15 protein-coding genes and 1 tRNA gene are annotated in these 13,878 nt (G+C 67.2%); 13 read left to right on the forward strand and 3 right to left on the reverse strand.

Going from position 1 to position 13,878, the window contains the following annotated elements; all coding sequences use genetic code 11:
* Positions 1-18: 18 nt before the first annotated feature.
* The 3 genes from ACFVV0_RS05520 to ACFVV0_RS05530 are packed head-to-tail and all read left to right on the forward strand — an operon-like array spanning position 19 to position 921.
* Positions 19-192, forward strand: coding sequence for a DUF4244 domain-containing protein (locus tag ACFVV0_RS05520; protein WP_387059344.1), 174 nt, complete (start codon positions 19-21; stop codon positions 190-192).
* A gap of 22 nt (positions 193-214) precedes the next feature.
* A complete protein-coding gene (locus ACFVV0_RS05525; protein WP_387059347.1) occupies positions 215-532 on the forward strand; it encodes a TadE family type IV pilus minor pilin in 318 nt (105 codons plus the stop codon).
* A gap of 11 nt (positions 533-543) precedes the next feature.
* Entirely contained in the window at positions 544-921 is a 378-nt protein-coding gene (locus tag ACFVV0_RS05530) for an Rv3654c family TadE-like protein (RefSeq protein ID WP_387059350.1), read from the forward strand.
* Between the two features lie 49 nt (positions 922-970).
* Here the strand turns inward: ACFVV0_RS05530 and ACFVV0_RS05535 are convergent, their stop codons facing one another.
* Entirely contained in the window at positions 971-1,216 is a 246-nt protein-coding gene (locus ACFVV0_RS05535) for a hypothetical protein (RefSeq protein ID WP_387059353.1), read from the reverse strand.
* Between the two features lie 208 nt (positions 1,217-1,424).
* On the opposite strand from ACFVV0_RS05535, the gene topA reads away from it, so the two are divergent.
* From topA to ACFVV0_RS05575, 8 genes are all read left to right on the forward strand, one after another.
* Positions 1,425-4,289 (forward strand): type I DNA topoisomerase, encoded by a 2,865-nt coding sequence (gene topA / locus ACFVV0_RS05540; protein ID WP_387059356.1) that lies wholly within the window; start codon positions 1,425-1,427, stop codon positions 4,287-4,289.
* Positions 4,286-4,921, forward strand: coding sequence for a dTMP kinase (gene tmk / locus ACFVV0_RS05545; RefSeq protein WP_387059359.1), 636 nt, complete (start codon positions 4,286-4,288; stop codon positions 4,919-4,921). Before topA ends, tmk begins: the two co-directional genes overlap by 4 nt.
* 38 nt (positions 4,922-4,959) lie before the next feature.
* Positions 4,960-6,156, forward strand: coding sequence for a DNA polymerase III subunit delta' (locus tag ACFVV0_RS05550; RefSeq protein ID WP_387059362.1), 1,197 nt, complete (start codon positions 4,960-4,962; stop codon positions 6,154-6,156).
* Positions 6,153-7,715, forward strand: a complete 1,563-nt coding sequence (locus ACFVV0_RS05555) for an alpha/beta hydrolase (RefSeq protein ID WP_387059365.1) — start codon at positions 6,153-6,155, stop codon at positions 7,713-7,715. The genes ACFVV0_RS05550 and ACFVV0_RS05555 overlap by 4 nt, the downstream gene beginning before the upstream one ends.
* Positions 7,716-7,768: 53 nt before the next feature.
* On the forward strand, positions 7,769-8,443 hold the full coding sequence (locus tag ACFVV0_RS05560) for a TetR family transcriptional regulator (protein ID WP_387059368.1): 675 nt from the start codon (positions 7,769-7,771) through the stop codon (positions 8,441-8,443).
* A gap of 73 nt (positions 8,444-8,516) precedes the next feature.
* Positions 8,517-8,592 (forward strand) — tRNA-Thr (locus ACFVV0_RS05565).
* A gap of 56 nt (positions 8,593-8,648) precedes the next feature.
* Positions 8,649-9,404 (forward strand): SDR family NAD(P)-dependent oxidoreductase, encoded by a 756-nt coding sequence (locus ACFVV0_RS05570; protein WP_387059371.1) that lies wholly within the window; start codon positions 8,649-8,651, stop codon positions 9,402-9,404.
* A gap of 124 nt (positions 9,405-9,528) precedes the next feature.
* On the forward strand, positions 9,529-10,005 hold the full coding sequence (locus tag ACFVV0_RS05575; RefSeq protein ID WP_387059374.1) for an iron chaperone: 477 nt from the start codon (positions 9,529-9,531) through the stop codon (positions 10,003-10,005).
* A 40-nt stretch (positions 10,006-10,045) separates the two neighbouring features.
* Here the strand turns inward: ACFVV0_RS05575 and ACFVV0_RS05580 are convergent, their stop codons facing one another.
* Positions 10,046-10,312 carry a hypothetical protein gene (locus ACFVV0_RS05580; RefSeq protein WP_387059377.1) on the reverse strand — a complete coding sequence of 89 codons (267 nt, stop codon included), beginning with the start codon at positions 10,310-10,312 and terminating at the stop codon, positions 10,046-10,048.
* Between the two features lie 226 nt (positions 10,313-10,538).
* Here ACFVV0_RS05580 and ACFVV0_RS05585 point away from each other — a divergent pair, with 226 nt between their 5' ends.
* Both ACFVV0_RS05585 and ACFVV0_RS05590 read left to right on the forward strand, forming a co-directional pair.
* Positions 10,539-12,152 (forward strand): D-alanyl-D-alanine carboxypeptidase, encoded by a 1,614-nt coding sequence (locus tag ACFVV0_RS05585; RefSeq protein ID WP_387059380.1) that lies wholly within the window; start codon positions 10,539-10,541, stop codon positions 12,150-12,152.
* A 12-nt stretch (positions 12,153-12,164) separates the two neighbouring features.
* The gene (locus ACFVV0_RS05590) at positions 12,165-12,749 is read left to right on the forward strand and encodes an isochorismatase family protein (protein ID WP_387059383.1); all 585 of its coding nucleotides are present in this window, start codon (positions 12,165-12,167) and stop codon (positions 12,747-12,749) included.
* Between the two features lie 218 nt (positions 12,750-12,967).
* Here the strand turns inward: ACFVV0_RS05590 and ACFVV0_RS05595 are convergent.
* Positions 12,968-13,878, reverse strand: a 911-nt coding sequence (locus tag ACFVV0_RS05595; RefSeq protein WP_387059386.1) for a DUF222 domain-containing protein, incomplete at its 5' end; no start/stop codon positions are given.

Raw genomic sequence — 13,878 nt, forward strand, 5'->3', positions numbered from 1 at the left:
AAGAAGGAAGGGAATCAAATGAACCTGAGCACACTGATACGTGACGAACGCGGGTCCGCCACCGCGGAGTACGCCGTCGCCACGATGGCGGCTGTGGGATTCGCGGGGCTGCTCGTCGTCCTCTTGCGCGGAGACGAGGTGCGGGGCGTCCTCACCGAGTTGGTCAGACGTGCGCTCTCGACGGCCGGATGATCGAGCGAACGAGCGAGGCAGCGTGACCGCGGAGTTCGCGGTCGCGCTGCCCGCGGTGCTCGTGTGTCTTGCCGTGTGCCTCGGGGCGATGCAGGTGGCGGTGCAACAGATCCGGCTCAGCGACGCAGCAGCGGTCGCCGCACGGATGCTCGGCCGCGGAGATGATCCGGCCTCAGTCGTCGCGCGCTCCGGTGCATCGTCGTATGTCTCCACCGAAGAAGACGGCCTCCGCTGTGTGCGTCTGTCCGGCACGAGCTCGGTGGCCGGTATCGGAGCGTTGGGTGTCGAGACGACGGCACGGGCGTGCGCGATCGACGACGGAAGAGAGGTAGAGGAATGAGAGGTAGAGGAATGAGAGTAAGGGGGGCGAGCGCGGCAGGCGTCACGTCGAGAGACGGCGAGCGTGGATCGGCAACGGTGCTCGCTCTCGGAATCGTCGCCGCACTGGTCTGCCTGAGCGGCGGAGCGATCGCGGCAGCCGGGGCGGCCGTTGCGAAGCAGCGTGTCGCCGGAACGGCGGACCTGGCAGCGCTCGCGGCAGCCGACGTGGCGAGCGGTGCCCTTCCCGGGTCGCCGTGCTCTGAGGCCGAACGAGTGGTCCGAGCCAATGGGGCACGCCTCGGCGCCTGCGAGGTCGACGGTGCGGTCGCTACAGTCACCGCCTCGCTCAGCTATCTGGGATTCGGGGTCGAGGTCGGGGCGCGAGCCGGACCGCCGGGCTCCCGGTGACACTGGGCGATGCGAGGTGGGTGGAGTGCGTGGCGGTGAGTCCCGGTGGTCACTCGAAGATCGCCTCGAGGTAGCGGTATTCGACCGCGCTCGGGCGGTCGTCGAGGGCATTGTCAGAAGCGAATTCGATACCGGAGGAGCGGATGTAGACGTAGCGCTTGCTGCCCGCGCTGGAGGGCAACTCGAGGCGCGGGCGGGGGACTCCGGCGTCGAGGAATTCTGTGGTGACGGTCGAACCCTCGAGAGGGCCGTCGGTGAGCTTGGCGGTGTACGTCGTCGTTGAAGTTGTAGCCATACACGTCATTTTCCCCCCGTCACGAGCAACCGCAAGGGCTGCGCCCAGGGCGAACGGGTGGATGAGGATTAGGCACACAAGCGGCTCGGGTGTGTATGGTGTGCCTGACGGGCCGTGTGGCCCAGCTCGCCGCAGGGGTGCGGCGTCAGGGGGAGCGCGTTTACGGACGTTCAGCTGTTTAAGACAGCGCGTATATAAGAGGAATCAGGTGTCTGACACGAAGAAACTCGTCATCGTCGAGTCTCCGAACAAGGTGAAATCCATCGCCCAGTACTTGGGCGAGGGATACGAGGTCATGGCCTCGGTCGGACACATCCGCGACCTCATCGAACCCAAGAACCTCCCGCCCGAACTCAAGAAGGGCTCGCTCGGCAAGTTCTCCGTCGACGTCGAGAACGACTTCGAGCCGTACTACGTCGTCTCGGACCAGAAGAAGAAGACCGTCGCCGACCTCAAGCGCGCGCTCAAGACAGCCGACGAACTCGTCCTCGCGACTGATGAAGACCGCGAAGGGGAGGCCATCGCCTGGCATCTCATCCAAGAGCTCAAGCCGAAAGTACCGGTCAAGCGGATGGTGTTCCACGAGATCACCCGCGAAGCGATCGAGAAGGCGCGCGAGAACACGCGTGACATCGACATGGCCCTGGTGGATGCGCAAGAGACCAGACGCATCCTCGACCGGCTGTACGGCTACGAAGTGTCGCCCGTGCTCTGGCGCAAGGTGGGACCAGGACTGTCCGCCGGACGCGTGCAGTCCGCCGCAACCAGGCTCGTCGTCGACCGGGAGCGCGAGCGCCTCGCGTTCGTCGCCGCGTCATACTGGGGACTCACCGCGCACTTCACACCCGAAGCCGGCGCAGCTGAATCCTCAACCGGGTTCGAAGCACGACTCGCTCGCCTGTCGGGAGAGCGGGTCGCCACAGGTCGCGACTTCGACGACCGCGGTCAGCTGACGTCCTCGGCGCGCACGCTCGACGAGGCCGCCGCACGCACGCTCGCAGAGTCGATCGCCCTCGACAGCACCAGGGTCACCGTGGGCAAGGTCGAGTCGAAGCCGTACTCGCGTCGGCCGGCGGCCCCGTTCACGACGTCCACGATGCAGCAGGAGGCGGCCCGCAAGCTGCGCTTCTCCGCGCGTCAGACGATGAGCGTCGCACAGTCGCTGTACGAGAACGGCTACATCACCTATATGCGCACCGACTCCGCCTCGCTCTCGCAGCAGGCGACGAACGCGGCGCGCACGCAAGCGGCCAAGCTGTACGGCCCCGAGACGGTGCCAGAAAAGCCGCGCACCTACGCCTCGAAGAGCAAGAACGCTCAAGAGGCGCACGAGGCGATCCGTCCCTCCGGCGAGACCTTCCGCACGCCCTCCGAGCTCTCCTCGGTGCTGCGTGGCAACGACTTCAAGCTGTACGACCTGATCTGGAAGCGCACCGTCGCATCCCAGATGGCGGACGCGAAGGGTCAGACCGCATCCGTCACCGTCGAGGCCGCGATCACAGAAGGTGTCGACGACGGAACGGTCGCCGAGTTCACGGCCAGCGGAACGGTCATCACCTTCCGTGGCTTCCTCAACGCCTATGAAGAGGGCAAAGACGAGGAGCGCAACGCCAACGCCGAACCGAGCGAGGCGAAGCTTCCGCCGCTGGTCGTCGGGCAGGTGCTCGCAGTCGACGACGTCGAAGCCGACGGGCACGAGACCACGCCTCCGCCGCGCTACACCGAGGCGAGCCTGGTCAAGACCCTGGAAGAGCTCGGGATCGGGCGTCCCTCGACGTTCGCGAGCATCATCTCGACGATCGTCGACCGCGGATACGTCACTCCCCGAGGGCAGGCTCTCGTGCCGAGCTGGGTGGCCTTCTCCGTAGTCCGATTGCTGGAGGACTACTTCGGCGACCTGGTGGAGTACGACTTCACCGCCGAGATGGAGAACGATCTCGACCGCATCGCCGACGGCGAAGCCGAACGGGTCGACTGGCTGAGCAGCTTCTACTTCGGCAGCGCGAAGCACAAGGGGCTCCGCCGCGTCATCGACAACCTCGGCGACATCGACGCACGAGGCATCAACTCGATCGCGATCGATGACGGCCTGACGCTGCGCATCGGCAAGTACGGCCCCTACCTCGAAGTGATCGAGGACGGCGCCGCGGAGGATGCGACCCCGCGTCGCGTGAACATCCCGCCGGAGCTGGCCCCCGATGAGCTCACCCCCGCCAAGGCCCGCGAACTGATCGACGCGCCGGTGCAGACCGACCGTGTGCTCGGGCTGAACCCCGACAACGGAAAGAACGTCGTCGCCAAGGACGGACGCTTCGGCCCGTACGTCACCGAGCTCGATCCGGAACCCGAGGCGAGCGAAGCCACTCAGGTCGACACCGCGACCGGCGAGGTCACCGAGGCGCCGAAGAAGAAGACGACCAAGAAGGCGGCCGCGGTGAAACCGCGCACGGCATCCCTCTTCAAGTCGATGGATCTGGCGTCCCTGGACCTCGGCACGGCACTGAAGCTCCTCGACTTGCCGCGCACGGTCGGCGCCGACCCCGACAGTGGCGAAGAGATCCAGGCGCAGAACGGGCGCTACGGTCCCTACTTGAAGAAGGGCGCGGACACCCGATCGCTGACGAGCGAAGACGACATCTTCGACATCGACCTGGCCGGTGCTCTGGAACTCTTCTCGCAGCCGAAATACGGCAACCGCCGTGCTTCGAGTGCCCTGAAAGAGTTCGAAGCCGACCCGGTGAGCGGTAAGCCGATCAAGATCAAAGACGGTCGGTTCGGGCCCTACGTGACCGACGGCGAGACGAACGCGACGATCCCGCGCGGCGAAATGGTCGAGGAAGTCGACTTCGACCGCGCAGTGCAGATCCTCGCCGACAAGCGCGCCAAAGGCCCGGCGAAGAAGGCTCCGGCGAAGAAGGCTCCGGCGAAGAAAGCCCCGGCGAAGAAGGCCCCGGCGAAGAAGGCTCCCGCCGCCAAGGCGACGACGGCCAAGGCCACGGCTGCTAAGAAGACCCCTGCCGCCAAGACGACCGCCGCCAAGACGGCTGCCGCGCAGAAGTCGGCAGGCGAGTGACCGAAGAGCAGCAACGGTCCGGGCTGTTCATCACACTCGAGGGCGGCGACGGATCCGGGAAGTCCACGCAGGCTGCCCTCCTCGAGCAGTGGCTGACCGAGCTCGGGCGCACCGTCGTGCGCACGCGCGAGCCCGGGGGCACGGATGCCGGGGTCGAGATCCGGGAGATCGTGCTGCATCACCGCGGTGACATCGCGCCGCGTGCGGAAGCCCTCCTCTACGCGGCCGACCGCGCGCACCACGTGGAGACGCTCGTGCGTCCCGCCCTGGCTCGTGGCGACGTCGTGCTGCAGGACAGGTACATCGACTCGTCCGTCGCCTACCAGGGCGCCGGGCGAGTGCTCGACCCCGATGAGATCCGCAGGCTGTCGCTCTGGGCCACGGGAGGCCTCCTGCCCGATCTGACGATCCTGCTCGACCTCGACGAGACGACCGCACGCGCCCGGCTCGACACGTCGCGAACCCGGTACGACCGCCTGGAGGCGGAGAAGGGCGAGTTCCACGCCCGCGTACGCGCCGCCTACCTCGAGCTGGCCGCGGCAGAACCCGCGCGCTTCCTCGTCGTCGACGCATCCCGTCCGGTCGAGGAGATCGCCGCCGACATCCGGCAGCGCCTCGCACCGCGACTCTGAGCCGCTCAGTGTCCGCGGCGAACGCTAGCCTTGAAGGCATGGCAGTGTGGGACGACCTGACGGGTCAGGATGACGCCATTGCCATCTTCCGATCGGCAGCGGCGGGCGGAAGCCGCAGCGGTGCGGCCGGCTCGACGGCGGTGTCCGGCGGCGCCATGACCCACTCCTGGCTGATCACCGGGCCTCCCGGGTCCGGCCGCTCCAATCTCGCCTTCGCCTTTGCGACCGCGCTGCTCAGCCCGGGCACGCCCGACGGCGATCTCGCCGCGCAGCGGCAGGTGGAGGCGCGAACACATCCCGACCTCGCGGTGCTGAGCACCGAACGCGTCATCATCTCCATCGAGGAGGTGCGTTCGCTCGTCGCGAGCTCCCAGTTCTCGCCGTCCGTCGGTCGCTACCGGGTCATGATCATCGAAGATGCCGACCGGATGAGCGAGCGAACCTCGAACGTGCTGCTGAAGGCCCTTGAGGAGCCGCCCGAGCGCACCGTGTGGATTCTCTGCGCTCCCAGCGACGCCGACCTGATCCCGACCATCCGTTCCCGCGTGCGCACCGTGCGCCTGCGCGTTCCGAGCGTCGCCGACGTCGCCCAGCTGATAGAGCGCCGCGACGGAGTGGATCCCGTCGCCGCAGAGCGGGCGGCCCGGCACGCGCAGAGCCACATCGGCATGGCGCACCGCCTCGCCACCAACGAGGAGGCCCGTCGTCGCCGCGACGATACGCTGCGACTCGCCCTCGGCATCCGCTCGGTGTCGGATGCGGTCCAAGCGGCCGCCACCATGCTCGAGATCGCCGGGGCAGACGCCAAGGCGATCACCGAGGAACGGGACGCGGAGGAACGCGAGCACGCGCTCCGCTCACTCGGGATCGAACCCGGGGCCACCATCCCGCCGGCCCTGCGCTCGCAGCTGCGTCAGCTGGAGGAAGACCAGAAGCGCCGTGCGACGCGCAGTCTGCGCGACGGGATCGACCGCATCCTCGTCGACCTGCTCTCGCTCTACCGCGACGTGATGATGCTGCAGCTCGGCAGCGCCAGTGAGCTCGTGAACGTCGAATTGCGCGACAGGCTCGACCTTCTCAGCGCTCACACGACTCCCGCCGCTACGCTCGCCGCAATGGACGCCATCGCGACGGCGCGCCAGCGGATCGAGTCCAATGTCGCGCCGGCTCTCGCGCTCGAGGCGATGCTCACGAGCATCCTGCGCGGAGCCACTGGAAAGGGGACAACTCCGTGACGACCCGACCCGACCGCCGGGGGCTGAGCCGCCGAGGCGCTCGCACCGTCCTCATCGCGATCGCGGCGATCACCGCGCTCACGCTGACCGGATGCGTGACCTGGTTCCTCCCGGCCACGACGTCGCAGACGTCGACCCCGGTGAAGGAGAGTGTCGCCGCCGACCTCAAGCCGTTCTACGACCAGGTGCTCGATTGGAAGAGCTGCTCCAGCGGCAAGCAGTGCGCCACCGCGAAGGCACCGCTCGACTGGAAGAACCCGTCGGCCGGCGAGGTCGATCTCGCGCTCATCCGTCAAACCGCCCGGGGCACCAAGCAGGGCTCCCTGCTCGTCAACCCCGGGGGACCGGGCGGCTCCGGCTACGACTTCGTCGCGAACTCGGTCGACTACGCGACGGACTCCAACCTGCAGAACAATTTCGACGTCGTGGGCTTCGATCCGCGCGGAGTCGGGCGATCGACCGCGGTCAAGTGCTACGACGCGAAACAGATGGACGAGTATCTGTACGCGATAACTCCCGGGGTACGCGGCTCGGATGCGTGGATCGCGAACAACGTGGCCAGCTCGAAGGCCTTCGGTGACGCCTGCAGTCAGAACACGGGCCCACTGCTCGCTCGCGTCGACACGATCAGCGCCGCCCGAGACCTCGACCTGCTGCGCTCGATCCTCGGCGACAAGAAGCTGAACTACCTCGGCTACTCGTACGGCACGTACCTCGGCGCGATCTACGCCGACCTGTACCCGGGCAAGACCGGGCGTCTCGTGCTCGACGGCGCACTCGATCCCGCCGCGAGCAACTTCGACGTCACCAAGGTGCAGGCCCAAGGCTTTGAGAGCGCCCTGCGCTCCTACCTCGCGGATTGCCTCAAGAAGCCGAAGAACTGCCCGTTCTCGGGCAGTGTCGACGACGGCATGGCGACCATCGCCAGCCTGCTCGCCGCCGTTGAGCGGAGCCCCATCCGCAACAGCGACGGCCGAGAACTGGGCGCGAACACACTCGTGACGGCGATCATCTACCCGCTCTACGACGCGACGGCGTGGTCGTACCTGACCGACATGTTCACCTCGGTGATGAAGGGGGATGCGAAGTTCGCGTTCACCCTCGCCGACGCGTACAACAACCGGCAGCAGGACGGAACGTACGGAGACAACTCCACCGAAGCGTTCATGGCGATCAACTGCCTCGACTACACATATGACGACGACCCGGCGGTGATGCGCCAGCAGGCGGCCGAACTCGCGAAGGATGCCCCGGTGATCGGCCCGTACATGGCGTACGGAGACATCGGCTGCAGCAACTGGCCGTACAAGAGCACCTACGAGCGCGGCCCGATCGCGGCGAAGGGCTCGGCGCCCATCCTCGTCGTCGGCACCACCAACGACCCGGCGACCCCGTACGTATGGGCCAAGAACCTCGCGAGCGAGCTGGAGAACGGCCACCTCCTCACCTACAAGGGCGAGGGTCACACGGCGTACAACAAGTCGAATTCGTGCGTGAACGACGCGGTCGACGACTTTCTGGTGAAGGGCACGATTCCGCCCGACGGAAAGACCTGCTGAGCATCCTCGAAGACTAAGTGGTGCAAGTTTGCATCGAATGCAATAATTGCATTATGAGTGTGGCTGAGGAAGAGCTGGGTCTGCGCGAACGCAAGCGCCTGGCGACGCGACGCGCCATCCAATTGGCCGCGGTCGAACTGGCGAGTGAGCGGGGTTTCGACCGGGTCACCATCGACGAGATCAGCCACGTGGCCAACGTCTCGCCGCGCACGTTCTTCAACTACTTCCCGTCCAAAGAGTCGGCGATCATCGGCGAACTGCCCGAACTGCCCGACGAGGCCCGCATCGAACGCTTCGTCACCGCCGGTCCGGAGCCCATTCTCGACGGCATCAGCGACCTCCTCATCGCGGCGATCGACACCGGGGAGCTGGCCGGCGATGCGGATGCCGGAAGCGACACAGCACGCACCGTGAAGGAGCTCCACACGCTGCGGCGGGCCCTGCTCAAAGACAACCCGGAACTCTTCGCCCAGCGCATGGCGAGCATGCACCAGTTCGAGGACGCGCTCAGCAGCATTGTCCAACGCCGTCTCGCCCACGACGACCCCGCGCTCCTCGACGATCCCGAAACGCTGCACCAGCGTGCGCGACTCGTCACCTACGTCTCGTTCGCCGGGATGCGGCACGCGTGGTCGTGCTGGGCCGACCATGGCGGAGTCGAACCCCTCGCCGATCGCCTCCGCAGCTCCTTCGCCCAGCTGCAGACGCTCAGCGCCCACGTGCGCTGAGGATGGTCCGAACCGCCCCGGCGGATCGGGTAAGCTATCTAGCTGTGCGTCGCGCTCGTCAGAGCAGACCCACGCCGCCCTAGCTCAGTCGGCAGAGCATCTCACTCGTAATGAGAAGGTCAAGGGTTCGATTCCCTTGGGCGGCTCCAGAAGTATCCTCGAGACAGTCGCCATTCCGATCACGGAGTGAGGTGCTATGTCGTACGTGGTTTTGACAGGAGCGACTTCGGGAATCGGGCTCGCGCTCGCCCGACGGCTCAGCGACGTCGACGTTCTCGTGCTCCAGGGGCCGGATGCGGACCCGCCGTCCGCCGTGAACGCCCTACCCGGAGCTCGCTACCTGAGCGCTGACTTCCGGGAACTGGGCGAGGTCGAGCGACTCGCATCCCGCATTCTCGACCTCGGCCCGCCGGATGTCCTGATCAACAACGCCGCGATCCCCGGTCCGGGGAGATTCGCGCGCACCACGGACGGCGTCGAGGTCACCTTCCAGGTCAACTATCTGGCCGGGGCACTGCTGACCGACCTGCTTCTCGCGGCGATGCCCGACGGAGCCAGGATCGTGAACACGGCGTCGGCCACCCACTATTCGGCGGTGCTCGACCTCGACGACCTCGACTTCGAGCGGCAGCCGTACAGCGCGGTCGCCGCGTACTCGCGCTCGAAGCTCGCCATCGTGACCGCCAGCCGCTCGCTGGCCGCGCGGATTCCGCAGACGGTCGTCAGTGTGCATCCCGGTGTCATCTCGACCGGGCTGCTCCACGCGATGTTCGGTTCGGGTGGCGACTCCGTCGAGCACGGAGCAGCGAACCTGGAGGCGGCGATGAGTGCGGATGTGCCCAGCGGCACCTACCTCGACGAGTCATCGCCGGCCGCGCCAAACCCGATCGCCGACGACCCCGGATTCCAGGAACGGCTCCATTCGCTGACCTCGCGGCTGGTCGGGCGGCCGCTTCGCTGACGCGGCCCCGGCCCCGGTCGAGCAGTTCTGGAGAAGCCGTGAAGGGGATGGGTCCCTACCATGGGGTCATCGGATCACAGAAGATCGAAGAAGATCACAGGCGATCAGAGAAGGGGAAGTTGCCATGAACGACACCCGCAAGACCGACGAGGGCACCGCCGCCGACAGTGAGCCGTCCGTGGGGTTCACAGACGAAGAACGAGCGGCGATGAAGGAGCGCTCGGGGGAGCTCAAGGCGGCCGCACGCCGTGGGCCGCGCGCCGCGGCGGCGGCTGGCGAAAGCGACGTGCTGGCGAAGATCGCCGAGATGGAGCAACCGGATCGCGAGGTCGCCGAGCGGCTCCACGCGATCATCACAGCCAGCGCGCCGGCCCTGACGCCGAAGCTCTGGTACGGGATGCCCGCCTACGCCAAGGACGGCAAGGTCCTGTGCTTCTTCCAGCCCGCGCGCAAGTTCAAGACGAGGTACGCGACTCTCGGCTTCAACGACACGGCGAAGCTCGACGACGGCACCATGTGGCCTACCGCCTACGGTCTCACGACGCTGACCGCCGACGACGAGGCGAAGATCGGCGCGCTCGTGAAGAAGGCCGCGGGCTGATGTCCGCGGGCTGACGTCCGCGCGCTCGATCAGCGAATAGTCACTCGCGCCCCGTTTCCTGCACCTGTCGGCTGTTCCCGGGGCAGTGCAGGTACGAGTGGTGCCCGTCCCGTTCGATCTCGTGGTCCCGCATCGGTGCGCTGCACAGCGGACAGGTCGCGTCGAGCGGGTCCTGCGTGGACGGGTCGCTGTACGGCCCGAGCGGTGGCGGACCGAGCATGGGAAGCAGTTTCCCGTCGAGCCAGTCGCTCGCACGCCAGAATCGTCGCTCTTTCGGCGCGGTCGGTGGGTCGTTGTTTCGCGCCATCTTCCTCTCCTTCGCTTCGCCCGGCCCCAGTGATTCGGGGGGAGGGCCGGGTTGGTGGCCCCCTGGGGCATCGGAGAGTCGAGTGCGTCGAGGAAGGCGGTCTCCAGTTCGATGTCCGCCTGACTGCGACAGTAGGCGCGGCGCGCGTTGCACGCTATCCCCACGCGGCTGCGATTTCTGGTGCTTCCCGAGTGACGCTCCCAGAGAACGCCTGTAATATGCCCGAATGCGCGAATCGGACCAGCCTGACCCTGGCCTGCCCGGCGACCCCTCGGGTGACACGGCGAGCATCCCCACCCCCATCGTCCCGACACCGGGCTCGCCCACGCCCGGTTCGTCCGTCCCGGGTGAGCCCGCCGAGCCGGTGACCCGTGCTGCGCGCAAGTCGGCCGAGGCGAGGACGTCACCGCTGACGGGCATCCTGACCACCATCCGGCGTCATCCGCGCGCGTGGATCATCGCAGCCGCCTCCGCCGCCTTCGTCATCCTCGGCGGCGGCACGGTCGCGCTGGGTGCCACGGTCGGCTCAGCCGAGGCCGCCGGGCTGTCGACCTCGTCGGCCACACCGTCGGCATCGAAGACCCCCGTGCCCACCAAGTCTGCCGCGCCGGTTCGGCCGGTGCCCGCCAACGCGCCCGCTGCGAGCCGGATGCGCACCTGCTCCGTCGCCGGACTGTCGCAGGATCGACGCCTCGGCAACCTCGAAGCCCAGGTCGTCAACGCCAAGACCGGCGAAGTGCTGTTCGACCGCAACGGGTCGCAGCCCGGCCCGACCGCGAGTGTGTTGAAGACGCTCACCTCTGCGGCCGCGCTCAAGATCCTCGGGCCGGACTACCGCGTCTCGACGACCGTCGTCCGTGGCAGTGTGCCCGGTCAGGTCGTCCTCGTCGGTGGTGGGGACGTGACCCTGTCGCGGCTGCCCGCCGGCCAGAACTCGTTCTACACCGGTGCCCCCAAGATCCAGGACCTCGCCAACCAGGTCAACGCCGCCATGAACGGTGAGCCGATCACCTCGATCGTCGTCGACACCTCCCTGTTCGGCGGACCCGTCTGGGAGCCCAGCTGGAACGAGCAGTCCGAGCGCATCCAGGAGGGTTCCACCTCCTACATCACCGCCCTCCAGGTCGACGGCGATCGCAACAACCCTGCCGCGATCGAGTCACCGCGCAGTGCCGACCCCATCGGACGCGCCGTGCAGTACTTCCAGCAGTACCTCGGCACCAACGTTCCCGTCACCCAGGGCACCGCTCCGGCCGGTGCGCAGCAGATCGCCGTCGTGCAGTCGCAGCCCGTCACCGCCCTGGTCGACCAGGCGATGAAGGTCTCCGACAACACGATCATGGAGGAGCTCGCTCGGCTCGTCTCGATCAAGACCGGCGCAGGCAACACCTTCGCCGCCGAGAATGCCGGAGTCATCGCCGGATTGAAGCCGTACGGCATCGACACCACCGGCATCCACATCGCCGACGGTTCGGGGCTGAGCCCCAACAACGCCGTTCCGCCGTCGTACCTGACCAGGCTCTTCATCAAGGTCATGAACCGCGAGGACGGACTCGGCGTGGTCTACGACGGTCTGCCCATCTCCGGCAAGTCGGGAACGCTCGCTTCGAGCTACGGCCGGTTCACCGGCGCCAACGCCATCGCGCGTGGTGCCGTGCACGCCAAGACCGGCTGGATCACCCACGGGTACACCCTGTCCGGAATCGTCAACACCGCCGACGGCACCCCGCTCACCTTCGCTGTGTTCGCCCTCGGCCCCGTCAGCGATAATGCTAAGCAGGCGATCGACACGCTCGTCACCGGCTTCTACAAGTGCGGCGACAACCTCTCCAACAACTGAACGGAGGCGGCCATGAGCAGGGCTCTGTTCATCATCGACGTGCAGAACGATTTCACCGAGGGTGGTGCACTCGCCGTAGCAGGGGGAGCCGCCGTCGCCGAGCGGATCACGCGCTACCTCGCCGACCACGCGCAGGACTACAAGATCGTTCTGGCCAGTCGCGACTGGCATGACCGCGACAACGACAACGGTGGTCATTTCGCGACGGATGCCGAACCGGACTTCGTCGAGACCTGGCCCGTTCACTGCGTGGCCGGTTCGAACGGGGCCGAGTACCACCCGGCCTTCAAGACGGACAAAGTGAGCTACCACATCCGCAAGGGTCAGGGCGTGCCCGCCTACTCGATCTTCGAGGGCCGCACCGAAGCCGGGTCGACCGTGCACAACCTGCTGGACGAGCACGGTATCGATTCCATCGACGTCGCCGGACTCGCCACCGACTACTGCGTTCGCGCGTCGGCACTGGATGCGCTCGCTCACGGACAACGCGTGCGCGTGCTGACCGACCTGGTAGCGGGAGTCGCTCCGGGGTCGTCCGAGGCTGCCCTTGCCGAGTTGGTGCACGCGGGCGCCGAACTCGCCGACACCGGAGTCTGAGCCCGGGCGCACGCCGACGGGCTGTGTGGCTGTGTGGCTGCCTGACTGCCCGCCTGCTTGACTGCCCGCCTGCTTGACTGCCGGCTTGACTGCCTGCTCAGGCGCATACCGGAGGCATCGGAACGTTCGGTTGCCCAGCCGTGTAGTGAATTTCTTGCAGGGTGGTGTGCGTAGCGGGCACATCAACGCGGCAAGGGCGAGGGACGTGTGGCGCGGGTTCATGCGGCTTTCGCCAGGCGTATTCGTCCGCCGGGTCGTGGTTGTTGGTGGGGGTCGATGTGGGCGGGTGGGGTGAAGTAGGGGATGTTGTTGCGCACCTCGATGCCCCACCTGTCATCGTGCACGCGATGGTGGTGTGAGCTGCAGAGCAGGATCCCGTTGGCTAGGTCTGTCGGCCCTGCATCTGCGTCCCACCATCTGATGTGGTGCGCTTCGGTGTAGGCGGGTGGGTGGGGGCAGCCGGTCCACGCACAGCCGCCGTCGCGTTCGGCGAGGGCGAGTTTCTGTGCACGGGTGAAGAGGCGGTGGCTGCGGCCGAGGTCGAGGACTTCACTGTGGGTGCCGAGGATGGTGGGGATGAGGTGGGCGTCGGCGGCCATCCGCCGCACGGTACCGGCGCTGACCGGGGTGGGGATCCCGTCGATCTCACCGGCACCGACCCCGGACTGCAGGGCGTCCAATCCGATCCGGACGATGACGGTCACCGGTGGCTTGCTGTTCACTCCCGTTGCGGTGCAGGTGGCGAGGTGCCGGAACACGTCGACGGCCGCGTCGGAGCGGATCTGCGCGATACTCCGGGACTCCGGCATGTCGTCACCAGCGCTGTCGGCGGTGGCCGTGGTGGTGGCGGTGACAGGCGCGGCGCCTGCATCGTGGAATCGGACTTTCCGGAGTTCGTGTCCGACGACGGTGTCGATGGCGGTGATCACATACCCGGCGGATTCCGGGTCGAGATACCAGTCGAGGTGGGTCATCCCATCCGTGGTGGTGCTGATCGTCAACGACCGCCGTTGCTTTTGCCGGTGCTCCCGGGGCAGGATCCCGTCTTGATCCAGCCGGTCGCGGACCTGCCCGGCCAACGCACGCAGGTCGGTGACGGTCAGACTCGGCGCGTGCTCCACCAGGACCC

The sequence above is a fragment of the Leifsonia sp. NPDC058230 genome (genome assembly GCF_042882245.1).
Lineage (GTDB): Bacteria > Actinomycetota > Actinomycetes > Actinomycetales > Microbacteriaceae > Leifsonia.